Source organism: Nostoc sp. MG11 (genome assembly GCF_014904695.1).
Taxonomy (GTDB): domain Bacteria; phylum Cyanobacteriota; class Cyanobacteriia; order Cyanobacteriales; family Nostocaceae; genus Komarekiella.
The window spans coordinates 75,732-98,241 of record NZ_JACXXN010000024.1; the positions used below are offsets into that span (position 1 = coordinate 75,732).

The 22,510-nt window shown below is 43.0% G+C and carries 21 protein-coding genes; 5 read left to right on the plus strand and 16 right to left on the minus strand.

Annotated elements, in window-relative coordinates:
• Positions 1 to 6 precede the first annotated feature (6 nt).
• From HCR01_RS25455 to HCR01_RS25495, 9 genes are all read right to left on the minus strand, one after another.
• On the minus strand, positions 7 to 1,056 hold the full coding sequence (locus HCR01_RS25455; RefSeq protein ID WP_193198861.1) for an aldo/keto reductase: 1,050 nt from the start codon (positions 1,054 to 1,056) through the stop codon (positions 7 to 9).
• A gap of 201 nt (positions 1,057 to 1,257) precedes the next feature.
• Positions 1,258 to 1,857: a hypothetical protein gene (locus HCR01_RS25460; RefSeq protein WP_193198862.1), complete on the minus strand. Its 600-nt coding sequence runs from the start codon at positions 1,855 to 1,857 to the stop codon at positions 1,258 to 1,260.
• Positions 1,858 to 1,901: 44 nt separating this feature from the next.
• The gene (locus tag HCR01_RS25465) at positions 1,902 to 2,927 is read right to left on the minus strand and encodes a glucokinase (protein WP_193198863.1); all 1,026 of its coding nucleotides are present in this window, start codon (positions 2,925 to 2,927) and stop codon (positions 1,902 to 1,904) included.
• Positions 2,928 to 2,938: 11 nt separating this feature from the next.
• Entirely contained in the window at positions 2,939 to 3,586 is a 648-nt protein-coding gene (locus HCR01_RS25470; protein WP_193198864.1) for a histidine phosphatase family protein, read from the minus strand.
• Between the two features lie 185 nt (positions 3,587 to 3,771).
• Positions 3,772 to 4,365 carry a GNAT family N-acetyltransferase gene (locus HCR01_RS25475; RefSeq protein ID WP_193198865.1) on the minus strand — a complete coding sequence of 198 codons (594 nt, stop codon included), beginning with the start codon at positions 4,363 to 4,365 and terminating at the stop codon, positions 3,772 to 3,774.
• 523 nt (positions 4,366 to 4,888) lie between these two features.
• On the minus strand, positions 4,889 to 5,584 hold the full coding sequence (locus HCR01_RS25480; RefSeq protein WP_193198866.1) for an SAM-dependent methyltransferase: 696 nt from the start codon (positions 5,582 to 5,584) through the stop codon (positions 4,889 to 4,891).
• Between the two features lie 13 nt (positions 5,585 to 5,597).
• Positions 5,598 to 6,161 (minus strand): Uma2 family endonuclease, encoded by a 564-nt coding sequence (locus HCR01_RS25485; RefSeq protein WP_193198867.1) that lies wholly within the window; start codon positions 6,159 to 6,161, stop codon positions 5,598 to 5,600.
• Between the two features lie 33 nt (positions 6,162 to 6,194).
• Positions 6,195 to 6,941, minus strand: coding sequence for an ABC transporter ATP-binding protein (locus HCR01_RS25490; RefSeq protein WP_193198868.1), 747 nt, complete (start codon positions 6,939 to 6,941; stop codon positions 6,195 to 6,197).
• 95 nt (positions 6,942 to 7,036) lie between these two features.
• The gene (locus HCR01_RS25495) at positions 7,037 to 10,081 is read right to left on the minus strand and encodes a UPF0182 family protein (RefSeq protein ID WP_193198869.1); all 3,045 of its coding nucleotides are present in this window, start codon (positions 10,079 to 10,081) and stop codon (positions 7,037 to 7,039) included.
• 159 nt (positions 10,082 to 10,240) lie between these two features.
• Here HCR01_RS25495 and HCR01_RS25500 point away from each other — a divergent pair, with 159 nt between their 5' ends.
• Positions 10,241 to 10,663, plus strand: a complete 423-nt coding sequence (locus HCR01_RS25500; RefSeq protein WP_193198870.1) for a cyclic nucleotide-binding domain-containing protein — start codon at positions 10,241 to 10,243, stop codon at positions 10,661 to 10,663.
• Positions 10,664 to 10,707: 44 nt separating this feature from the next.
• Here the strand turns inward: HCR01_RS25500 and HCR01_RS25505 are convergent, their stop codons facing one another.
• On the minus strand, positions 10,708 to 11,484 hold the full coding sequence (locus tag HCR01_RS25505) for an ABC transporter permease (protein ID WP_193198871.1): 777 nt from the start codon (positions 11,482 to 11,484) through the stop codon (positions 10,708 to 10,710).
• A gap of 263 nt (positions 11,485 to 11,747) precedes the next feature.
• Here HCR01_RS25505 and HCR01_RS25510 point away from each other — a divergent pair, with 263 nt between their 5' ends.
• On the plus strand, positions 11,748 to 12,896 hold the full coding sequence (locus HCR01_RS25510; protein ID WP_193198872.1) for a DegT/DnrJ/EryC1/StrS family aminotransferase: 1,149 nt from the start codon (positions 11,748 to 11,750) through the stop codon (positions 12,894 to 12,896).
• A gap of 81 nt (positions 12,897 to 12,977) precedes the next feature.
• Here HCR01_RS25510 and HCR01_RS25515 read toward each other — a convergent pair whose 3' ends face one another.
• The 5 genes from HCR01_RS25515 to HCR01_RS25535 all read right to left on the minus strand — a co-directional run bounded on the left by HCR01_RS25515 (position 12,978) and on the right by HCR01_RS25535 (position 15,717).
• Complete coding sequence (locus tag HCR01_RS25515; protein WP_193198873.1) at positions 12,978 to 13,724, minus strand: DUF561 domain-containing protein; 747 nt, start codon at positions 13,722 to 13,724, stop codon at positions 12,978 to 12,980.
• 403 nt (positions 13,725 to 14,127) lie between these two features.
• Positions 14,128 to 14,268, minus strand: coding sequence for a hypothetical protein (locus HCR01_RS25520; RefSeq protein ID WP_193198874.1), 141 nt, complete (start codon positions 14,266 to 14,268; stop codon positions 14,128 to 14,130).
• Complete coding sequence (locus tag HCR01_RS25525; RefSeq protein ID WP_193198875.1) at positions 14,268 to 14,774, minus strand: hypothetical protein; 507 nt, start codon at positions 14,772 to 14,774, stop codon at positions 14,268 to 14,270. The genes HCR01_RS25520 and HCR01_RS25525 overlap by 1 nt, the downstream gene beginning before the upstream one ends.
• 136 nt (positions 14,775 to 14,910) lie before the next feature.
• Positions 14,911 to 15,141, minus strand: a complete 231-nt coding sequence (locus HCR01_RS25530) for a hypothetical protein (RefSeq protein WP_193198885.1) — start codon at positions 15,139 to 15,141, stop codon at positions 14,911 to 14,913.
• 33 nt (positions 15,142 to 15,174) lie between these two features.
• On the minus strand, positions 15,175 to 15,717 hold the full coding sequence (locus tag HCR01_RS25535) for a Uma2 family endonuclease (protein WP_193198876.1): 543 nt from the start codon (positions 15,715 to 15,717) through the stop codon (positions 15,175 to 15,177).
• Positions 15,718 to 15,882: 165 nt separating this feature from the next.
• On the opposite strand from HCR01_RS25535, the gene HCR01_RS25540 reads away from it, so the two are divergent.
• The 3 genes from HCR01_RS25540 (at position 15,883) to HCR01_RS25550 (ending at position 21,644) form a co-directional block, all read left to right on the plus strand.
• Positions 15,883 to 16,746 (plus strand): Tab2/Atab2 family RNA-binding protein, encoded by an 864-nt coding sequence (locus HCR01_RS25540; protein ID WP_193198877.1) that lies wholly within the window; start codon positions 15,883 to 15,885, stop codon positions 16,744 to 16,746.
• 713 nt (positions 16,747 to 17,459) lie between these two features.
• On the plus strand, positions 17,460 to 18,776 hold the full coding sequence (locus tag HCR01_RS25545; protein ID WP_193198878.1) for a TldD/PmbA family protein: 1,317 nt from the start codon (positions 17,460 to 17,462) through the stop codon (positions 18,774 to 18,776).
• A gap of 135 nt (positions 18,777 to 18,911) precedes the next feature.
• On the plus strand, positions 18,912 to 21,644 hold the full coding sequence (locus HCR01_RS25550; protein WP_193198879.1) for a chloride channel protein: 2,733 nt from the start codon (positions 18,912 to 18,914) through the stop codon (positions 21,642 to 21,644).
• A 370-nt stretch (positions 21,645 to 22,014) separates the two neighbouring features.
• Here HCR01_RS25550 and HCR01_RS25555 read toward each other — a convergent pair.
• A partial coding sequence (locus HCR01_RS25555) for a transposase (RefSeq protein WP_226889618.1) occupies positions 22,015 to 22,510 on the minus strand: 496 nt, incomplete at its 5' end.

Consider the following 22,510-nt stretch of genomic DNA (forward strand, 5'->3'; position numbering starts at 1 on the left):
ATTGGGTTAACTGCGATGGTTGTCTATGGTGCTAAATGTGCCACCGAAAAGGCGATCGCGAATTAGATCATTTTCTAAGAAGTCATGGGGGAAACCCAGTTCAATTTGACTAACTTCATTTAAGCGTTGCAGATGTTCTGGTGATAAGCGCAGATCAAGGCAAGCTAAATTATCTTGAAACTGAGTCAGTTTACGTGCGCCAATGATGGGGATAATTGAGTTGCTTTGAGCGCGTAACCAAGCTAGTGCTACCTGTGAGGCTGTATGACCGATTTCTGAGGCGACTTGGCTGACAGCATCGGCAACTGCTAAATTATTCTCAGCAATTCCTCCAAAACTTGCTAAGCGTCCCTGTTCGCCGCCTTCTTGACTAGGCTTGTTGTACTTACCTGTTAATACACCACCACCCAAGGGTGACCACGGGGTTATTGCTAAATCGAAGGCTTTAGCCATCGGAATCAAGTCTCGTTCTGGTGTCCGCTGAATTAAACTATACTCAATTTGCAGAGCAACAAACTGTGTCCATCCTTGATAATGGGCAATAGTGTTTGCTTGAGAAATGATCCAAGCGGGTGTATCAGAAATACCAATGTAGAGTACTTTACCTTGACGGATGACATCATCAAGCGATCGCAATACTTCTTCAATGGGCGTTGTGAAATCCCAAGCGTGCAACCAAAATAAGTCAATGTAATCAGTATTTAGCCGTTTCAGACTACCTTCTAAAGATTGGATTAAATTCTTGCGATGATTACCACTGCCATTAGGATGATTGCCTTGCTTGTCGTTCATCTTCAAGGGAAAAGAATATTTAGTGGCAACTACAAAGCGTTCTCGGTCTTTAGCGATTAATTCACCAACAATTTTTTCACTGCTGCCATCAGTGTAACCGTTGGCGGTATCGATGAAATTGCCCCCAGCTTCCACATACGTATCAAATATTTTATGACTTTCGTCTTTAGATGCACCCCAACCCCAGTCTTCACCAAAGGTCATGGTTCCCAAACTGAGTTCTGAGACTCTTAACCCGCTTTTGCCCAACAGTTTATATCTCATGAATATTTGCTCACTAGATTTTCACTTATCTTTCTGTAGGCTTTGGGCGTTGTACCCATCAATACTAAGGACTAGGAATGTTGCATATAACTCCCAGCGTGATTCATAATACGTGTTTGCTAGAATAATCGCAATATCCACCATAAAAGGGAACATTCAGGCTATTAGCCTTGGATTTAAGTCCAAGGCTAGTAAATTATTTCACTTTTTCAAAACTACAGTAAAAGAATTTAAATAACCTGTAATAGTTCTAGCTAAAGTCTTGTGTTGCTTTCTCGTAGTTATAGCCATTACCTGATACAACCGTCCCTCAGCAACATACATCCTATTTTTAGTGATTTTGCCTCCAGAGTTAACGTACTCAATTTCTTTCCCCGGATGACCATTTGAACTACGAATATTGCGTTGACGGACTAAATTACTTTTCGTAGTTTTTAAAGCCATAAGCTGTGCTTTATTCAGTATTTCTTGGGGGTTAGCCATTTGACCATAACTGTGAGGAAAGTCATTGTAAGTCACTAAATATGCTACTTGTTGCTTTGGTGGCTGAGCGACAAATATTTCTAAGTTAATTACCCCCATGTAGGTTTTTTGGGTTTGAGTTTCCCTTTGAGGCATTCCGGGCATCAAAATAGTAAAGCGCCCATCTGGAGCAGTAAATAACTTCCATTGTGGCTGTACTGGTTGGGTAGCAGTCGGTTTAGGTTGAGAAACTGGACGTTTGGGTTGACGCGCTACTGACACAGAGCCACTGCATAAAAAAGTAGCTGCGATGAATGGCAACAAACATCTGATTGTCATAGTTTTTGCTTTGGTAGTGCTGACATCACTGAGGATGTTAGTTGTTATAACCTAGCAGCACACAAAGCAGCACCAAGTAGCCCTACTTGTTGATTGAGAATAATGTATACAGGTATTTCTTCGAGGATGGAGCGCATCCTGCCTTTTTGGGTGAAACTTAAGAGGAAATTACTGTTTTGCATTAAGGGGAGTATTTTCGGAGCAATACCACCCGCAATGTATAAGCCGCCGTGAGGTAGGAGTTTGAGAGCAAGATTGCCGGCTTCTGCACCGTAAGCTTCTATAAATAGTTGTAAGGTTTGTTCCGAAAGGCGATCGCGTCTTTGTAATGCAGCTATACCAATAGCAGCACCAGGATCAACACTTTTCTCCGGCTGTCCCGCTTCTTGTTCCCAGGTTCGGACGATTTGAGCGACATCTGGTGATTCCGGGGCAATTTTGCGATCGCGCAAGAATTGGTAAATTGCGACAATTCCCTGGCCAGAAACCACTCGTTCCACAGAAACACGCTGGATATCATGTTTATCTAGCAAGTATTTCAACAGTTGAAACTCTAACTCATTACGGGGGGCAAAGTCAGCGTGTCCACCTTCTGAGGGAAAAACTTGATAGTAGGGCCCTTGCTTAATTAAAAATCCTTGTCCTAAGCCAGTACCAGCACCAATAATCCCAATGGGGGCTTCAGCTTGGAACTTACCAGCTTGCAAAGTCAGCAAGTCTTGTTTTTGTAAACCTAAAACACCGTAACCAACTGCGGCGAAGTCGTTGATTAAGGAAATGTGCGTGATGCCTAATTCTTGTTCTAGTCGTTCGGTTTCGAGGAACCACACTAGATTAGTCAGCTTGGCAGTATTTTTGATTACTGGGCCTGCGATCGCAAAACAAGCCTTTTGTGGGATTGGCGTGTCAGCTTTAACCAAAAACTGTTGCACTATCGGTACTAAATCAGGAAAATCACTACTGCGATAGCTTTCCTGAGCAATAGTACGTAACTCCAGCGACTCTGATACCTCAACCACTTGCAAAATAGTTTTTGTGCCGCCAATGTCTCCTGCTAATAATAGTGTCATATTAGTTACATTCAGTTAAATCGAATTACTTTCTCTACCAAGCTTAAATGAGAGATATCGCCTTTTAGTTCTAATAACCATTGTGAATCTTGACGTACAACTTTCACTAAAGAACATAAGGAAGCTTTAACCTCCGTTTTGGCAATTTCCCCCACTAGCCCCATTGCTCCCCCCAGTACAGAAGCGCCATGCGCTACCAGCAAGATATTTTTTGGAAAAAATTCGTTAGCCAGACATCTAGCAGTTTGCCCTGAACGTTCCCGCACTTTTTCATGAGTTTCAGGATACTTTGCTGCAATGCGCGAAGTGTAACCAATGTCAATTCTGGGAAATAATTCTACTAAAGTTGTAGTTGAGAGTTTTTCTGGTTCTTCTGTCATCCAAGCGGGATTTAGCCATTCGCTCAAGCCTGTTTCTAATTTAATAGACAGATTGAGAACTTCTGCAACTTGGTTGGCTGTTTGTACAGTTCGCAAGAAAGGAGAAGCAAAAATATGAGCAATATCTTCGCCTTTCAAACGATTAGCCAACTGCTGGGCCTGCACGACACCATCATCAGACAAAGGTGGATCGTAGCGTCGTTCTGCGGTGAGAAACCAATCGGGGTTAACAAAGTCTAAGCGGTTGGCATGTCTTGCAATCCAGACTATTTGACTCATTGGTTTAAATATTCAGGCGATTAGAGTTCGCATCTACGACAAACACCCACAAAGTGGGCTGAAATCCAATATATGACAGATGGTTGTGTTGCAAAAACCTATTCAGAAGAAAAATCCTGTATAAATCAGAACTAGTTATGCAGTTTCTCCAAAAATTTGAGAGCTTTTTTTGGAGAAGATATTCACTAATTAACGAAATTGCGCCACATTCCAGTCATCGAATAGGAATTACTAATTTCAATTGGGCAATATTTTTGAAAGCCATGTCGCTCGTAAAATGAGATATTGCGTGGATTGGAAGAAACAAGGTAACAACCAACTTGATTTGTATCAGCGTAATCGAGAACAGGTTTTAACAAACTCTTACCTATTCCTTTTCTCCGTGCGGATGGTTTCAAACCAATAAAAAATACTTCGCAATGTTTCTGTGTTGGTTCATTTTGACCGACTTTTTCAATTAGCTGTTCAAAGCGTTTACCTGATTCTTTACCAGCTATTTCTGAGATGGCATAAATGATTTTGCCCACGGTATCTTCAAATTGCTCATTAAAAATTTCGACTTCTGCCGGATACCAAATACAAGCACCTTGTTCATCTGGTGCTATCATGATTTCACCTCGCTGCATCGCATCAGTGACAAATATCTCAAAGAAAGCATTTAAAGCACTCACTTGATAGGAATTCTCGCCAAAAACAAAAGAGAAACTAGGGTCATCAAGAAAAGATTCGGTCAAAATATTGGCGACTTGTTGAATTTGGACTGAAGGATTTCTCAACATGATTAACTGAGTTAAGTAGGTCAAACAATTTTGGATTTTAGATTTGCAATTTTAGATTAAAATACTTTTTAAGGCTCGGTTTTTCTCCTTTTCCCACTTAATGCAAAACCTAAAATCGAAGCGGGGCGGGGCTTGAACCGAAAAATAATCCAAAATCTAAAATTGTCAACGGTCAACTTATACCAATTTAAAAAAAGAATGTGACATATAGACCATGTAGAGACGTTGCATTGCAACGTCTCTAGGACTTACGCACTGAAGCCTGAAACCTAGCTCCCCCCTAGCCCACGCCAGTCGCTCCACTTGGGGAGACCCCATCGCATGATTGCGTCTCCCCTTCTCTACGAGACGCTACGCGAAGGGAGAAGACCGCGCTGGCTCCTCTTAAAAAGGGGGCTTTAGAAGTTCCCCCCTTTTTAAGGGGGTTGGGGGATCTGAGTGCGTAAGTCCTGGTCTCTACCAAAGAATTTGTTGCAATCATTAATTGAATCGGTATTAATTAAACATAAAACATCGTTTTCTCTCATAAAATCTTCAATCCGCCGCACACAACCAAGATTTGGTTGCCATTCTTTTGAAATTCATAAGCTACTTGTTTAATTTCCACTGAATGTCTCTGTTGTTGTAGTTCATCTATAATTGGTTGCAACCAGGGAGATGGTTCACCAGATATTTTTAATAGTGGAAAAATCCGTACTTCTTTGGCAACTCGACACATTTCTAAAATTGATGAGATATGAAATTCTTCTGAAAGCTGATCAGAATAAGTAAATAATAAGTGAGAACACAAAGCCAAATCAAACTGATTTGTTTCAAACGGTAAGGCAGGTAACTCATTTGTGAGATAACGCCCTTCTGTAATTCCCAAAGGGAAATCTGCCAAAAACTGACGCATCGCCGCCATCCGAATTTCACCCATTTGTTCAGGTGACTGAATATTTTGCCAAACGTAAAACTCTTGATTAGCTTTGACACCTTGTATTACTGTTTCATAAGTGTCTTGAATTCTCTGGGAAATTTCATCTACTGTGAATTGATAAACTGGATCGCAAGAGACAACTTTGTAGCCTTGACGTGTCATTTCTGCGTTGAAACTAGCAGGGCCACCAGCACAATCGAGAATATTTAACTTATATTCATCAAAAGTTAAGTTAAACATCTTGATGTATTCCTGCATCGAACGTCCCCAAGGAATGACGTTTTCAAGTTTAAAACCCATTAATAATATGCCTCTATAACTTCAACCATCCAAATAGTTGTCCTACAGTCAACTGAAGTTCACTAACTAAATCGGGAACTGGGATTATTTCCTCTTCCTCTTGTAAAAGTTCTGGCTGCTGCTTTGGTGGGTAAACCAAAACTGATCGCTCCTCTGGATCAATTAGCCAACCTAAACGAGTACCATGTTTTAAGCAGTGTAAGATATTTCCGGTTACTTTCATTTGGCTTTGGTCTGGTGAGAGAATTTCAATTGTCCAGTCTGGATGGGCTTTAAAGACATTTGCTACATCTCCACGTTCATCTATGGGAATTCGCTCCCAAGCAAACACAGCTATATCTGGTACAATTGAACGCCCGCCAAAAGTACATCGTAATTCTGGAAAAGCAAGGGCAATTTTTTGAGGCTTTACCACAGCATTGATAGCGCTGACTAGCTCACCTTGAGTGATACTATGTTTTCCTTGAGGCATGGGCTTTTGAATAATTTGACCATTGATGTACTCTGAACTAGGCTTTGTTTCTGGTAGTTTTAAAAACTCCTCTAAAGTTAAGGGTTTAGTTGGTGACTTTACCATGTGCTTACACCTCCCAAGTTTTCGTTTAATTAATTACCCCAAATAAGCTTTTCTAACTCGTTCATCACTCATTAATTCTGACGCTGCACCTGTTAAAGTAATAGAACCAGCATCAAGAACGTAGCCGCGATCGGCAATTTGTAAAGCTAGGTTGGCGTTTTGTTCAACTAACAAAATAGTAACGCCTGTAGCTCGAAGATTTTGAATAATAGAGAAGATTTCTCGGACGATCGCAGGTGCTAAACCTAGACTAGGTTCGTCTAAGAGTAATAGTTTTGGTTTACTCATTACAGCACGAGCGATCGCTAACATTTGTTGCTCACCACCGCTGAGAGTTCCTGCTAGTTGATTACGTCTTTGTGCCAATCGCGGAAATAAATCAAACTGGCGTTGAATATCTGCTTTTACTTCTATTTGATTGGTGCGAATATAAGCACCCAATAATAAATTATCTAAAACTGTTTGCCGTGCTAATACTCTACGTCCTTCTGGACAATGGGCAATACCAAGTTTGACAACTTCATGAGCTTGGCGATGTGTAATGTTACGTCCACTATAAATAATTTCACCACTCTTAGGATTCACTATTTTTGATATAGCGCGAAGTGTAGTAGTTTTGCCAGCACCATTAGCACCAATTAGAGTAACTACTTCACCTTTTTGAATAGTTAAATTAATATTTTTGAGAGCTTGAATACCGCCATAATTAACATTAAGCTTTTGAACTTCTAATATTGTAAAAGCTTGTCTATCTTCATATCGACGTTCATCAGGGTTCATCAGTCGTTTACATCCAGAAATGGTAAAAGGGATTGGGGGCTGGGGATTGGGAAGACAAGGTAGAAACTCCTCTTTGTCGCCGTAGTGTATGATTGCTAACTAGACGGGGCTGCTTCCTCAACAGGACGGATAATCGCCGGGGCTGGTGTAACTTCTGGTTGAAAGATTGCCTGCAATGCCTGTTCTAGGGTTTGTGCCATGACAATCCGGTTTTCGTAAGCTACCACTACCCGCACCAGAGTTGGTAAGCTATTTTGTGTCGCTTCTAGATAGATTGGCTCAACGTACAGTAGGGATTGCTCAATCGGAATTACTAACAAATTACCTTGAATTGCTCTCGAACCTTGCCGATTCCACAAAGAAATTTGCTGAGAAATTACTGGGTCTTGATTAATCCGCGCCTCGATTTGTTCTGTCCCGTAGACTAAACGTTCTTTGGGAAAGACATACAAAAGCAATTTACCGTAGTTTTCCCCATCCGATCGCGCTGCTAACCAAGCAATCAAATTAGTCCGCTGTCTAGGAGTGTAGGGCAGAAGCAAGATAAATTCTTCTCTACGAGAGGCTGCGCCAACAAAGGGTACGGTGGGTAGATTGGTAATTAAATAATACGGTTCTACTGGACGGGCTTCGCTGCCGTAAATTTCGTTAGGAATTTGCCACTGGTCTTCTCTGTTGTAAAATACTTGGGGATCGGTCATGTGGTACGTCAACAACCGCTCAGATTGAATTTTGAAGAAATCCACTGGATAGCGGATATGGCTGCGGAGGCTGACTGGCATTGCATTGAGCGGTTTGAATAGGTTGGGGAATATCGCTGACCAAGTAGCAATTATCGGATCGCTGGTATCGGCAATATAAAAGTTAACAGTGCCATGATAGGCATCAATCACTACTTTGACCGAGTTACGAATGTAACTGATACCATCTTTATCTATATCTGAGTAAGGATAGCGATCGCTTGTCGTGTAGGCATCAATCATCCAATAAAGATAACTTTGATTGGTTGGGAAATCTTGATTATTCTTCTCAAGATTGGCATCAGCAGCGACTAAATAGGGGTCACTATCAAATTTTAAAAAAGGTGCGATCGCTCGAATTCTTTGGTTAATATTTCGCCGAAATAATACCTTCGTCTCAGGCAAAAAGTCCCGTGTCAATACCATTTGCCAGTCCTTCAAATACATGGCAAATAGCCACCGTCGCCACGCCGAACCGATTTTAATACCACCTTGCCCATCGTATTTGTTGTAAATATTCTCACTGCCACTCGGATAGTCTAGCTCTCTAACTCTTGTGCCAGTCATGACATAAGTATTAGTAATCTCACCGTAATAAATTCGGGGTTGCCCAATCGGAACACTGTCACGAATACCCTCGCTGGAAGTACTGAGGGCATTACTATCACCGCTAATATCTTTAACAAAATATTCTGGTAGCCCACCCGGCCCAACTGTATTAACCGGGCTAAGAGTAAATCCAAAACCATGAGTATAAATTAGATTGCGGTTAACCCATGTCTGGGCCTGTTGCGGGACGGCATTGTAATCTAATTCTCGTGCCGAAATTAGCACCTGACGCCGTTCTGTTGCTTCAACTAGTTCCTGCTCAAGTACTGATGGCTTTTGAGGGGCAGCTGGTCGGCGTGTAGTTACATTTGTTTGTAGGGTGTACCGATCAATATCAGCGTCAGGAAACCGATAGTAGGGACGAATTTGTTGCAGTTGGCGGTTGGTTTCTAATAGTGGTCGCTCATCCCAAAGGCGAATATTGCGAATCGTTAGGGCATTAGCTTTAATATCAGCTTCAGTCAGTTCTCCTTGCGGGTTGAAGGTTCTAGCATCGATCGCCTCAAGGTCAAATGCCTGCCGAGTCAAGGCGATAGTACGCTGAATATAGGGTTGCTCACGTTGCAATTCATTAGGCTCGACAACTAAATACTGCACAGCACTAGGCAGGATAAAACCGCCCACTACAACCATTGCTAGATAAATCCCCAAGCCGGAAAAAACCAATGGGCGATATTTGGATTTTGGTCGCCAGAAAAACGTTTGCCAAAGTAGATAAATTGCGATCGCCACTGCCAAGACAAACAAAACAGTGTAGGCTGGCAACTGGGCTGTAACATCGGTATAGCTAGCGCCATAACTCACCCCACGGCTGGAATATACAAGTTCATAACGACTTAGCCAATAACTCAAGGCAACCACCAGCATTAACAAGCCACCCATACCATATAAGTGACGCTGCTGCTGTGGTGAAAAACCGGGAAAAATTCCCTGACTCAGACTATCTGCTGACAAGAGATAAGTGAGGGTAACGGCGACGAAGCCATATAAAAATAATCCCATCAGCCAGAATTCCAGCAGTTCACCGACAGGCAGAGAAAATATATAGAAGCTGATATCTCGATTAAATAAAGGCTCAGTGCCATTGAAAGCAGTCGGGTGGAAGTATTGCAGGACTTTTGCCCAATGTTGGGACAGCATCCACCCTAAGCCAATACTGAAGATGATTGCGATCGCCCAGAACAACAATCGGGGATAAATTAAAATAGCGATCACTACTCCCGCAACTAAGCCAAGATACCAAACTTGGGATAGAATTTGCCTTACCAGTTGCCAGATTATCTCTGGCCGGAATAAGACGGGTACTGGTAAATTAGCCCTGTTAATGGGAGAATGCCAGTATGAAAGAGCTATTTGACCATAGTGAGCTAGCATTAACCCTAGCAAAAAGCTTAATACCAAGGCTAGAGGCAACAGCCAGCGTAATCTTAATGGTTTAAAGCTTCGTGTATCAGGCGTCCGAATTTGATCACGTCTTGGATACTGAGGACTGAGAAAGTTTTTTAGCTCACTACTGAATTTTGCTTCTTCGCGCCTAACTTGCTCAATCTTCAAAGACTGGGGATACTTCAGCCGTTGTGCGATGACAAAGTTTCCCAATAAATAGGTAGCACTGACGCCAGCTACGAATACCCATAAAGCACCCCTAGTTACTAGCCTCAGCAGAAATACTTGGAGGTAGCCGACTTCCTGAAACCAAAAAATCTCCGCTCCTATGCGGGAACCCAGAGTCAAGAGTAGCCAAAGTCCCAGGAATACTATTAGTAGTCTAAAGCACCATTTCCAAAACATTCTTTGACCCCTAACTTCATACTCTTGTCGGTTAAAACTGACTCTCCCACTCCCTTAAACCTGGAGTATTCTTGGCGACTAGCGATAAACATCGGATAATATGGCTAATCGCGCCCTAACTTCAGTTTTGAGACTTTCAGTATTGTTTAATTTGTAATTATGCTAACCAGTGTTGACCGTTTACTATTCGTCCGGCGAGTTCCGATATTTAAGGAATTGCGGGATGATTTTATTGTGCGGCTCACCTCAGTGATGAACGAGCTGTCATTTCCAGCTAATTACACCATTTTTCGACAGGGAGAAGAAGGGCGATCGCTCTATATTATTGTGTCAGGTCGAGTTAAAGTTCACATTGGGGATAAATCACTGGCAGAGGTAGAGCAAGGAAAATACTTTGGTGAGATGGCTGTATTTGATACTCAACCTCGTTCCGCTACCGCCACGACTTTGGAACCTTGTGAATGTCTAGAACTGACGCAAGAGCAACTTTATGATGCCATTGAAGAAACTCCCGAAATTGCTGTGAATATTATTCGTGAGTTATCCCGTCTGATTCGTAAGCTGAATGACGACATGAATTAACAGTTAGTGTCCTCAAATCCAATCCCCAGTCCCCAATCTCCCACTCACCTCACCAACTGCGCGGCGGAATTAAAAAATTGACGACACAGCCCTTTAGTAATTAAAAGTGTTGTCAGCAAGTTAGCGAAAGCAACCATGAATATAATCAAAATTTCGTAAGATACAGCATCCAAGGGTTTGACTCCAGCCAACAGCTGTCCGGTGGTAATTCCTGGTAATGCGACCATACCTATGAGTATCATTTGATTGAGAGTGGGAATCAATCCGGCTCTAATTGCTTCTTTGCGGTACTGGCTAACTGCTTGCTGAGGTGTTGCGCCTAAGCTTAAATGGGTTTCTATTTCTACTGTAAAGGCGTTAATAGTGCTGACAAGACGTTCCCCAGCGATCGCAGCTGCGTTCATAGCATTACCTAAGATTATCCCTGCTAGGGGAATCACATATTGTGGTTCATACCATCTGTCTGGTTGAATGATCAAGAAGTTGGTGTAAAGCAGCGTCAAAGCGGTACTGACTAGAATTGCACCCCATACTAAAGGCAACACATGAGGAATTTTTTGGCTGATCCGATTTCGTGCGACAATCGCCGTAATCGTCAGCATTACTACTAAAATTGCCAAAACTGCCCAAGCATTGTCCAAAGCAAAAATGAAATCTAAAATGTATCCCAATACAAGTAGTTGTAGGATAGTTCTGCCAGTAGCGAGGGCTAAGTTCAACTCTAGTCCAATTTTTTCCCACGCAGATAAACCAATGGCGATCGCCATCAATCCTACAGCAATAGCCAAATCTACTACATCCAGCTTGATTAGATCCTGCATGGGTTCTTTATCTCCTGGTATTTTTTTCTTAAAACAACCTAAACATCTGGAACTTTGATTTGAGGTGTTAGATCTTGGTTGATATATATCACCTTTTTTGCCAGTAAATGGTAGCCTTACAGTTATAAAATCTCAGCAAAACCCTTTATTGATGCGTATCCTGGGCGACGGTCTTTTAGTAGCTTTCTTTGATTAATAATATCAATCAGCAACAATTGACTGTCGAAGTGCATCCTTTGTATCTTCCGATAAAATGAGAACTCATGATCCAAAGCGTAAATCCCATCCCTGCCTTTGATATCAAGCAACAATACACCACCATCGAAGCAGAAGTCAGTGCAGCTGTCTTAGAGGTTCTGGCTTCTGGCCGTTATATCGGCGGCCCCCTAGTCGAAGGCTTTGAGCAACAGTTTGCCGCTTATCATGGTGTAACTGAATGTGTGGCTTGTAACTCTGGGACTGATGCACTCTACTTAGCACTACGAGTCTTGGAAATTGGTGCAGGCGATGAAGTAATTACAACGCCTTTCACTTTTATTGCTACATCTGAAGTGATCAGCGCCGTGGGTGCAAAGCCAGTTTTCGTTGATATTGACGCTACTACGTTTAATTTAGATTTAGAGCAAATAGCAGCGGCGATTACACCTAAAACCAAAGCAATTATCCCAGTACATTTGTTTGGACAGCCTGTGGATATGACAGCGCTAATGGCGATCGCTCAGTCTCACAATTTGTCAGTCATTGAAGATTGCGCTCAGTCTACCGGAGCAATTTGGGGCGAGCAAAAAGTCGGTAGTATTGGACATATTGGTTGCTTTAGTTTTTACCCCACTAAAAATCTTGGTGGTTGCGGTGATGGCGGAGCAATCACGACTAACGACCCAGCGATCGCTACTAAGCTGCGGATACTACGGGATCATGGTAGTAAAGTTAAATATATCCACGAGGAAGTAGGTGTAAATAGCCGCTTGGATGCTCTCCAAGCGGCTATTTTGCAGATTAAGCTACGTTATTTAGATATATGGAATGAACGACGGCGAGCGATCGCTGCTTATTACCACCAATTTCTCAATCAAGTTCCCGGTATCATCACCCCTCAAGAATTAGCTGGCGGTGTTGGGGTATGGAATCAATACACCATTCGGATATCAGGCGAGGGGCGGAATGGTTCAAGCGCCAAATATCGGGATTGGGTGCGTAATCAATTGCAAGAGCAGGGCGTAAGTTCAATGGTTTATTACCCCCACCCTTTACACTTGCAGCCAGTTTATCAAAGTTTGGGCTATCAACCAGGTGAATTACCAGTAGCAGAGCAAGCGTGCCATGAGGTCATGTCTTTGCCCATGTTCCCAGAACTAACAGATCAACAGCAAGACCAGGTGATTTATGCGTTGAAGGATTGTTTGGGGTAAGAGGGAATGGGGAAAAGGGAAAAGGGAAAGAATTATTCTCTTGCTCCCCTACTCCCTCTGCCCCCTGCCCCTCTGCCTCTTTTAGGCGATCGCGCGGCTGCTAGCAGTCTCTAAGGCTTCTACTAAGCCACGTACAGCTGCAATCATTGCCACTTCGCTATTGAGTTGGTTGATGGCAGAACCAACACCAACACCAGCAGCACCAGAGGCGATCGCTAGCGATGCTGTGACGTTAGAAATGCCTGAAGCACACAATACTGGTACTGACACTGCACGGGATATTTCATAAGCTGCTGCCAAGGTGGGGGCAGCTTTTTCGATTAATCCCAAAGTACCGGGGTGAGATGGGTTGCTGCTGGTTCCGCCTTCGGTTTGGATAATATCTGCTCCAGCTTTTACTAGTTCCTCGGCTAGCTGTACTTGTTTGTCTAGTTCCAGGATGTGGGGAACGGTGACAGATAGGGTGATTTCTGGAAGCAGAGCACGAGTTTGGCGAGTTAGCGCTAATACTTCCTCTGCCTCAAAGCGGCGTCCTTGAGCATAGAAAGTATCGAAATTCCCAATTTCGAGCAAATCAGCGCCAGCGGCTACAGCTTGGACAAATTTTTCTGGTTCTACTGCTGATACACAAATTGGTAAATTTATCAAGTTCTTAGCTAGTTGAACTAAGGCAGGATCGGCGGCAATATCGACAAAAGTAGCACCGCCAAGTTCAGCAGCTTTGATAATAGCAGCGACGCGATCGCCATCAAAGTTATTCAAACCGCTGATCACTTTTAGAACGCGGCGGCTAGTAAATGCACGTTGGAGAGTAGGATGCATTGTCATGGTTCGTCTTTTGAAGCTACGAAAGTAAGGACTATTTTACCGTCCCTCTGTTGATGCAGAGCCTAAATAATTACGGCAATTGCCAAATATTGATAGTTTATCGTGCTTTCGGATTTGCGATCGCTATTGGGAATTCACTGTCTCAATTCAGCTAGATTCTACATTCCGCACCCGGAATATTCATCCGACTTCAAGCGGAATACGAGCAATTAATATGAGCCTGAATTGCTATATGTAAATATGAAAATGCTGAAGATATGATTGTTAAAGCATTGAAACTGCTGAGTAAGATCAGCGATTTATAACAAGTGATTTTTTTAAAAGCCTAATTTTATTCATCTTTATTTTCAAACATCAAATTTTCTTACTTTTAATAGTCATACTTATTGAGCTAACCTTTCAATTAAGGAGAAAAGTAATTGCTCCCGTCCAGCATTTTTAGCCGTAAATGAAAGATTGTTGCACCACCTATAAAAACTATTTTTTCGTCTAAGGCTGCAAAGTTACTTGCAGCCTTTTCCAGCATTTGTACTTGCTCATTCATTAAACTGTTAGTCTCTGTTCAAGCTCTTGACTAGCAAGATTTTGTTCACGCACACGACCAACTCGAATTGCGTCAATCAAACTAAGCAATTCATGAAGTTTTGGGTCATCTTTAACGGCTTCTGGAACGGATCGATATAACGGAGTAATACTTTGCCCTCTAACAGTTCCACTTGGGTCACTCCATACGTAAGCATCAGCAGGATCAACGTTAAGTAAATTTCTTAAAGGCTCGGCAGAGTGTCCGGTTGGAATACCCCGACTCAAAGCACCAGGTTTCTCAGGAAACACGTATTTAATCCCATGTATGAGAAATTCGAGCAAACAACGCTTTTTAACCTTTCTAGAAGAACAATCATACAGACCACTAGCATCACATCTTCTTAGAGCGGCGTGAACCTCAGAAGGACTCATGTGTAAGCTGTTGGCAAGTTCATTGTAAGTCCACTCCAAATCCCGTAAGTTATGCACTTTAAGCACAACAACAATATCTTGAGGTTTTAACATTGCAACATCACTCTTATTCGTGAACGGCGAATATAGACTTATTCTATATTCGCAAATCGCAAATAGCAAATTCGTTTTTAGTAAAACACTTATAAAATAAATGAACTTTTTATAAAAATGAACAAGTGATTAAGCTCTAATCTCCTACTGGCAAACAACTACTGAGATTACCACTGGAACGCAACCAAACTAGTCCCCAAATATGTCCTCCATTTTCCCAGTGTTCTTTCAGATGTCCAGGCATACTTTTGCGATTGTCTGTAACTAGTAGTCGTTGAGATAATTCCAGATAGCGAATACCAATACGATGCCCTTTGATACGGATGTCATCTGGAGCTAAAAACTCAAAATAATTTTCTAGTTGCATGTATATACCTCTGTAGAGCCTTTTACGACTATCTTAGTCAAACTCTAAAGGCCACAAATCTGCAACTGGCACTTCCCACCCAGGAAGCAATTCGGGAACAGTTAGAACATCTTCATCGTGAAGTATTATTGCATCTTGTCCAAAATTGTAAACTTCCACGATCCGCTCGTCGGGATTGAGCAAAATTCCTACTTTAGTTCCCAAAGTCAAAAATTCTTGAATCTTAGCTCTGAGATCCTCTAAATTATCGCTAGGGGACTTCACTTCTACAGTCAAATCAGGAGCCAATTGAGCAAAAGATTTGGGACTGCGACGCAAGCGTTCGGCTAAGACAAATGAGGCATCCGGTGCGCGTAAATCTGAGTTGGGCAACCTGAAACCAGCGCTGGAAGCTGTTATTCGTCCTAGCTTGCGAGGTTTAACCCAGTTACGTAACTGGGCTACCATTTCAGCCGCAACTTCATCTGATTCGTATCCTGATGGACTCATGACAATAATATTACCCTTGACTAGTTCCAGACGATAGTCGGGGTACTGCTGCTGTATTTTTTCTAAGTCTTGAAGCGTCAGGGACATAAAACCTCTGATTCTCACTTGTATTTATATTATGGAGACAACAGACCTCTTCAAGAGCGATCGCTCTCTTCCTCCCTCCTATCTACTCCATTTCTTCATGCTGCCCTAACACTCGTATGATCAAGATATCAGGAAAATATAATAGCCAGATTTTTACCGCAAAATATGGGCAATATTTGGGAAATCGATTTTTACTCTCGTCCACTTCTGGACGCAAATCAGAAAAAAATTTGGGAAGTTTTAGTCTGCGAGAGTCCTGCGGATATCAGTACAAAAACAGATTCTTTGTTTCGCTATGCTCAATATTGCCCCAATACCCAGGTAAATTCTGGCTGGTTGCGGACAGCGCTACAAGAGGCAATTACTAAAGCAGGAGAAACGCCGATTAAAATTCGCTTCTTCCGCCGCCAAATGAACAACATGATTACTAAAGCTTGCCAAGACTTGGGTATTCCCGCCCAGCCTAGTCGCCGTACTTTGGTTCTTAATCAGTGGCTAGAACAGCGGATGGAGCAAGTGTATCCTCAAGAGCCAGGGTATCAAGCAGGAACTAATCCTTCAGTACGCTTAGAAAAACCCTTACCTCAACGTTTACCAGATGCTTTGGAAGGACAGCAATGGATATTTGTTAGCTTACCAGCTGCGGATCTTGGAGAGATGCCAGAGTGGGAAATCGGCTTTGGTGAAGCTTTCCCTTTAGAGTTGGCCCAAATACCACCCGAAACTCGCGTTCCTGGCATTTTGATTTTCTCATCTAGAGCGTTGCCCTTGGCTGCCTGGATGTCTGGTTTAGAGTTGGCTTTCATGAGATTTGACACAAGTGAAGGGGCAAGATTGCTTTTAGAGACTGGTGTTACAGAAAGCTGGATTGTGGCAAATATTAAAAATGCTCAAACTTTAGCAGAAGCCAAAGGTTTTGAAGAAGCCAAGCAAAAAGCTAATGGAGTACATTTTATAGGTGTACAGTCTGATCCCAAAGCCCAATCTTTTACTGGCTTTTGGCTGTTACAAGAGGTCAATATCCTATAAAAGTATGGCATTGGGAAGAAGAAAGTAAAAATTTTATCCTCCGTCATGAACAAAAGTTTATGAGTGCCTATTGACTAATAATCCAAAATAGTATCAGCCAAGATAGGTTGAGATATAGCAATGATTTGGAATAATTACCAAAAACTTAGCTAAAGCCTTTCATCCCCTGGTCTTTAGGGTAAGGGATAAAACGCGAACGGGCGGTGATCAGAACTTTCTAAGAGTGTGGTTCCAAATTAAAACCGCTGAAATAGGTTTAGACGTGCCAATGATTTGGGATAATTATCTGCGTCCATTAGCGGAAAGTTTGAGCGCCGAAAGCCGATTCGATGAACATAACTTTCCAAAATAAAAACAGCGTTGATTTGCGGAAGGTCTGATCTGATCCGAAAAGTCCGAAGGTTGGTTTTCGATCATCGAAACTTCAGGCGACCATCAGAACTTTCCCAGAGTGTGGTTCCAAATCGCAACTGCTGAAATACACCGATAATTTTTAGCAATTATTTAGTGTGTATCAGCCTACCCTGCGGCAAGCCTTTTGAGTGAGGCTCAAGAGCGTCACTAAGACCAGTCGTCTAGGTTGGGAAACTAAAGGAGACTGTGCGTAGCTAGTAGCTAGCTGCCTTCTCGTAGGGGTACAGCGCTGGACTCACCGTTCTCAGGGAGTCTACATCTGCGATTCAAAATCCACAATCCACAATTCACAAAGGGTCATGGGTTCTGAAAATTTGTCACAAGAAGATACACTAGCAGAACATCTGCTGGAACTAGCTATAAAATCTGGAGCAGAAGCTGCTGAAGTGTATCAGTCGCGATCGCTTTCTCGACCAGTTTTTTTTGAGGCAAACCGACTCAAGCAGCTAGAAACTAACCAATCTGAAGGCACAGCACTAAGGCTTTGGCGAAATGGGTGTCCAGGACTCACCGTGGCTTACGGTTATGTCCAAGCGCAAGTAATGGTAGAACGAGCTCTTGCCTTGAGTCAACTAAATCAACCGGAACCAGTGGAATTAGGCAGTAATTTTCAGCCATCTTACCCAGACTTAGGGGAAAATGTGCCTATAGAGGTTTTGGTAAACTGGGGCAAAGAAGCGATCGCACTCATCCGCGACGCCTATCCAGAGGTGGTATGCAATAGCGACTGGGAATGTGATGTTGAAACTACCAGACTTGTCAATACCAAAGGTTTAGATTGTCACTACACCGATACTACCCTCAGCTGTTATATGTCAGCAGAATGGGTACGTGGTGATGATTTTTTGAGTGTTTCTGATGGGCAAACCCAGCGGGGTGAACTGCAACCCGAAAAATTAGCTAACCAAATTTTACAGCGGCTAATTTGGGCTAGAGAAAATGTTCCCCCGCCTACTGGCCGCATCCCAGTTTTGTTTACTTCTAAAGCTGCTGATATGTTATGGGGTACTGTGCAAGCGGCTTTGAACGGCAAACGAGTTCTAGAGGTAGCTTCCCCTTGGGCAGAACGCCTAGGAAAACCAGTAATTGCGTCCAGTCTCACTCTCTACCAAGATCCAGAAGCAGGCCCTTATAGTTGTCCTTTTGATGATGAAGGTACTCCCACTCAGTCTTTAGTGTTTATTCAAAACGGGATTTTACAGCATTTCTATGGCGATCGCACTACCGGAAATCAACTGGGCATTGGCACGACTGGGAACGGTTTTCGTCCTGGTTTAGGTAGCTACCCTACCCCTGGTTTATTTAATTTTCTTATCCAGCCCGGTTCTGCATCCCTCCAAGACTTGATTCAACAAATGGATGATGGCTTGATTGTGGATCAAATGCTGGGTAGTGGCAGCGGTATTTCTGGAGACTTTTCAATCAATATTGATTTAGGCTACCGTGTTCAAAATGGTCAAGTAATTGGGCGCGTTAAAGATACGATGGTTGCTGGCAACGTCTATACAGCCCTTAAACAAGTGGTTACACTAGGCAGTGATGCCGATTGGAATGGTTCTTGTTATACTCCATCTTTGATAGTAGAAGGACTATCCACGACTGGGAGAAGCAATTAGAAATTTAACTGTTAGTGATGGGAACTCTTAAGAGGGGGAAAGGTAAAAGGTTAAAGGGTAAGGGGTTGGTTTTTCCCTTTCCCCCTTCCCCCTTTCCTTTTTATTAATGCCCCAATCCCCAATCCCCAATCCCCTATGTCGCTTCCTGTTCTGACTCAGCGCTTTCGCACTTGGTGGCAGCCTAGAAGAGGTTTAGCGATCGCAGAAGCTTCTGTTATCGGTCTAGTTGCTGCTCTATCTGCGGTGTTCTTGAAAGTCGGATCGGGATGGCTAGGAACATGGCGAGTTTATAGTGCTCACATTTTACCAGCCTGGCTTGCCCTACCAGCAATTGGTCTTGGCTTTGGTTTTCTGGCTGGTTTTTTGGTGCAGAGATTAGCACCGGAGGCTGCGGGTAGCGGTATCCCGCAAGTTAAAGCCTCGCTTGCCAATGTGCCAGTTAATTTATCTTGGCGTGTGGCAGGGGTAAAGTTACTCAGTGCCATGATCGCCATAGGCTCTGGGATAACCCTAGGACGGCAAGGCCCCACTGTGCAAGTCGGAGCAGGTTTGGCAGGGGGTATGAGTCGCTGGGTTCCCACTTCCCCAGAACATCGACGGCAAATGATTGCTGCTGGTGCAGGTGCGGGTTTGGCAGCTGCTTTCAATGCGCCAATTGCGGGCGTGTTATTTATTGTCGAGGAGTTACTTCAGGATTTATCAGGAATCACCCTAGGAACCGCGATTATCGCCTCGTTCATTGGTGGGGTAATCTCTCGGCTATTGGGTGGGGGTAGTTTGGATCTGAATCTGCAATTAACCCAATCCTCCAGCCAATTCTCCATTCCAGAGATTCCCTTTTTCATACTATTGGGCATCTTGGCAGGGTTGCTGGGTGCATTATTTAATCGTGGGCTAGTATTTAGTATTAAATTATATCGAAATTTACACATTAGCTTACCGTTGCGGGTGGCTTTAGCTGGATTTATTTCTGGTGTGGTTGTGGCAATGCTACCCAGTTATTTCCGGGATAATACTGGATTACGAGAGTATGTGATTACTGGTAGTGCTAATCCTTCCTTTGCGGCGATCGCTTTTGCGGCTCAGTTCATCCTTACCCTGGTAGCATTTGGTTCAGGAGCGCCTGGGGGTTTATTCGCTCCTAGTCTGATTTTAGGTTCTTGTTTAGGGCACTTAGTCGGTGTGTCCGAGTTTTACCTTTTGGGAGCAGGTTCCCTTACTACCTACGCTCTAGCGGGTATGGGTGGATTTTTTAGCGCCGTTTCTAAAGTGCCAATCACAGCAATTGTGATTGTGTTTGAGATGACTACAGATTTCAATCTGGTGCTACCTTTGATGATTGTTTCTGTAACGGCTTACCTGGTTGCGGAAAAGGTAGTGCCTGGTTCGCTTTACGAGAAACTTTTAGAGTTGAACGGCATTACTCTCGTCAAAGAGGCTCCCATAGAAGGGACATTGACAAAGTTAACAGCAAGAGATGTGATGCAGGAACGGGTAGAAACTCTAGATGCAGATATGACTTTAGAAGAAGCAATGCAGGCGTTTGCCCGTTCTCACCATCGTGGTTTCCCGGTAGTAGAGGATAGTAAGCTGGTAGGAATTGTTACCCAATCAGATTTAATGAAAATACGCGATCGCAACTTAGCTAATGATATTCCCTTAAAGGAAATCATGACGCCTGCTCCGATGACGGTAACACCAATCCATACCTTGAGTAATGTACTGTATTTACTAGATCGTTATCAAGTCAGTCGTTTACCAGTGCTCCAAGGGCGGAAACTCATTGGGATTATTACCCGTGGCGATATTATTCGAGCGGAAGCAGACCATCTCAATGGTGAAAACGGGATTCCTGGACCGCGGCCAGAACCTTCTTATGTAGTTTACCAAACGCGATCGCCTAGCATTGGCAGAGGCAGATTATTAGTACCAGTAGCTAATCCAGAAACAGCAGGTATCCTTTTACAAATGGCAGCAGCTATTGCCCGCGATCGCCATTATGAAATAGAGTGCGTGCAAGTAATGCTGGTGTCGCGCCACAGTTCCCCATCCGAAACACAGGTAAGGACTGCTAAAAGTCGCCGTTTGCTACGACAAGCCGAAGTTTTAGCGAAAAAATGGCGAATTCCCTTACATACGCAGATTCGAGTGACTCACGATGTCGCGCAGGCAATTTTAGAGACAATCAACGAACAACACATCGACTTGATTTTAATGGGGTGGAAAGGCAATACTTCCACTCCTGGGCGGATTTTTGGCAATGTTGTAGACACCATAATTCGCCAAGCCACTTGTGATGTCGTATTGGTGAAGTTGGGACAAGGGGAGAAGGGGGAAAATTCTCCCTCATCTTCCTCAATCCTCACTCAGCACGGGCTAAACGCCCCGCTACCGCTAACAGTACGGGCTGAAGGCCCCGCTACCGCTAACAGCACTCCCCACTCAGCACTTAGGACTCAGCACTCCTTTAACCGCTGGCTAGTACCGATGGCTGGTGGCCCCAATGCACGGGTGGCGATTAAATTGTTACCTGCTTTGGTGACATTGGGAAATAATCCACAGATTCGTTTGACACAGGTGTTTAAACCATCTGAGTTAAAGCCAGACATGACAGTTTTAGAACAAGCCATTCGTCAGTTAATGCGTCGTCGCAATTTGTCCAATACTGTAGTTGCTGTTCCAGTCCAAGCTGATTCAGTTACCGAAGGTGTGATTCGCCTAGTGAAAACAGAAGGTTACGATGTTGTAGTTTTAGGAGCTTCTCGTGAGGGATTATTACAACATGCGATTCAAGGTAATATTCCTGAAGCGATCGCCTCTGGCGTGGATAGTACAGTAATTTTGGTTAGGGGTGCAATTAATAATTAAACATAAAATAAAATCCTAGTTCGTAGTGAGTGATTTATCGCTCAAAACAAGGATTATCAGGACTAAAATCCCGACTACAAACTTTAATTTATTTGTGCCTAGTTACTCATACCAATTCACGAAAAATCTGATTTAAATAAAGCATCAAGAATAAAATCCCAACCTGTAATAGAGGCAACGATTGATGTGTTTAATTTCTCCAAACGCTTCCAGATAAATTGTCTTAACTCATCCAAAGTTCCAAAGCTTTCCCAAGTTAAATGTCTTTTAACTTCCTGCCATAATCGCTCAATTGGATTAACTTGCGGTGAAGCTCGCCGGGTAGATACTCTACCCGGCAGACTTCACGTGTGTGTGGAGGTTGAAATAATCAAATGACATTCTCTGGTATTTGAAGATGCTGACTAAAATGAAAAGCACCATTGTCTAATTGAATAATATAGATATCTTGGGCATAAGTGGCAGAAAATTTTTCTAGAAATACGCTAAAACAAGCTGCATTTAAATCAGAGAATTCCCAGATAAAATACTCACCCGTTAACGGTTCTACTAATCCATATAAATAAAAATTCTCTCGTTGCCATTGCATGATACCGATAGGCTTTGTACCTTTTGTTGTAATTAATCTACCAGCTTCAGTTTTCAACCCCACACGGCTTTCATCCTCACACCAATATCTAATTTTTCTTTGTCTATCTATTGGTGGTATGACATATTTCTTAATTACTTCTAGGTATTGTGGGAGTTTTTTTTTTAACTCCTCTTCCGCTTCGGGCTGGTGTTTTATACCTACTGCACGCGGCACTTTCAGCTTCGCTTTCATTTGATAACGCACCGTATCATGTACTACTTTATATGAAGCTTCT

Bases quoted from the DNA above. Each gene is read 5' to 3' on its own strand.
- HCR01_RS25455 (WP_193198861.1), bottom strand. From the start codon at position 1,056: ATGAGATATAAACTGTTGGGCAAAAGCGGGTTAAGAGTCTCAGAACTC.
- HCR01_RS25460 (WP_193198862.1), bottom strand. From the start codon at position 1,857: ATGACAATCAGATGTTTGTTGCCATTCATCGCAGCTACTTTTTTATGC.
- HCR01_RS25465 (WP_193198863.1), bottom strand. From the start codon at position 2,927: ATGACACTATTATTAGCAGGAGACATTGGCGGCACAAAAACTATTTTG.
- HCR01_RS25470 (WP_193198864.1), bottom strand. From the start codon at position 3,586: ATGAGTCAAATAGTCTGGATTGCAAGACATGCCAACCGCTTAGACTTT.
- HCR01_RS25475 (WP_193198865.1), bottom strand. From the start codon at position 4,365: ATGTTGAGAAATCCTTCAGTCCAAATTCAACAAGTCGCCAATATTTTG.
- HCR01_RS25480 (WP_193198866.1), bottom strand. From the start codon at position 5,584: ATGGGTTTTAAACTTGAAAACGTCATTCCTTGGGGACGTTCGATGCAG.
- HCR01_RS25485 (WP_193198867.1), bottom strand. From the start codon at position 6,161: ATGGTAAAGTCACCAACTAAACCCTTAACTTTAGAGGAGTTTTTAAAA.
- HCR01_RS25490 (WP_193198868.1), bottom strand. From the start codon at position 6,941: ATGAACCCTGATGAACGTCGATATGAAGATAGACAAGCTTTTACAATA.
- HCR01_RS25495 (WP_193198869.1), bottom strand. From the start codon at position 10,081: ATGTTTTGGAAATGGTGCTTTAGACTACTAATAGTATTCCTGGGACTT.
- HCR01_RS25500 (WP_193198870.1), top strand. From the start codon at position 10,241: ATGCTAACCAGTGTTGACCGTTTACTATTCGTCCGGCGAGTTCCGATA.
- HCR01_RS25505 (WP_193198871.1), bottom strand. From the start codon at position 11,484: ATGCAGGATCTAATCAAGCTGGATGTAGTAGATTTGGCTATTGCTGTA.
- HCR01_RS25510 (WP_193198872.1), top strand. From the start codon at position 11,748: ATGATCCAAAGCGTAAATCCCATCCCTGCCTTTGATATCAAGCAACAA.
- HCR01_RS25515 (WP_193198873.1), bottom strand. From the start codon at position 13,724: ATGACAATGCATCCTACTCTCCAACGTGCATTTACTAGCCGCCGCGTT.
- HCR01_RS25520 (WP_193198874.1), bottom strand. From the start codon at position 14,268: ATGAATGAGCAAGTACAAATGCTGGAAAAGGCTGCAAGTAACTTTGCA.
- HCR01_RS25525 (WP_193198875.1), bottom strand. From the start codon at position 14,774: ATGTTAAAACCTCAAGATATTGTTGTTGTGCTTAAAGTGCATAACTTA.
- HCR01_RS25530 (WP_193198885.1), bottom strand. From the start codon at position 15,141: ATGCAACTAGAAAATTATTTTGAGTTTTTAGCTCCAGATGACATCCGT.
- HCR01_RS25535 (WP_193198876.1), bottom strand. From the start codon at position 15,717: ATGTCCCTGACGCTTCAAGACTTAGAAAAAATACAGCAGCAGTACCCC.
- HCR01_RS25540 (WP_193198877.1), top strand. From the start codon at position 15,883: ATGGGCAATATTTGGGAAATCGATTTTTACTCTCGTCCACTTCTGGAC.
- HCR01_RS25545 (WP_193198878.1), top strand. From the start codon at position 17,460: ATGGGTTCTGAAAATTTGTCACAAGAAGATACACTAGCAGAACATCTG.
- HCR01_RS25550 (WP_193198879.1), top strand. From the start codon at position 18,912: ATGTCGCTTCCTGTTCTGACTCAGCGCTTTCGCACTTGGTGGCAGCCT.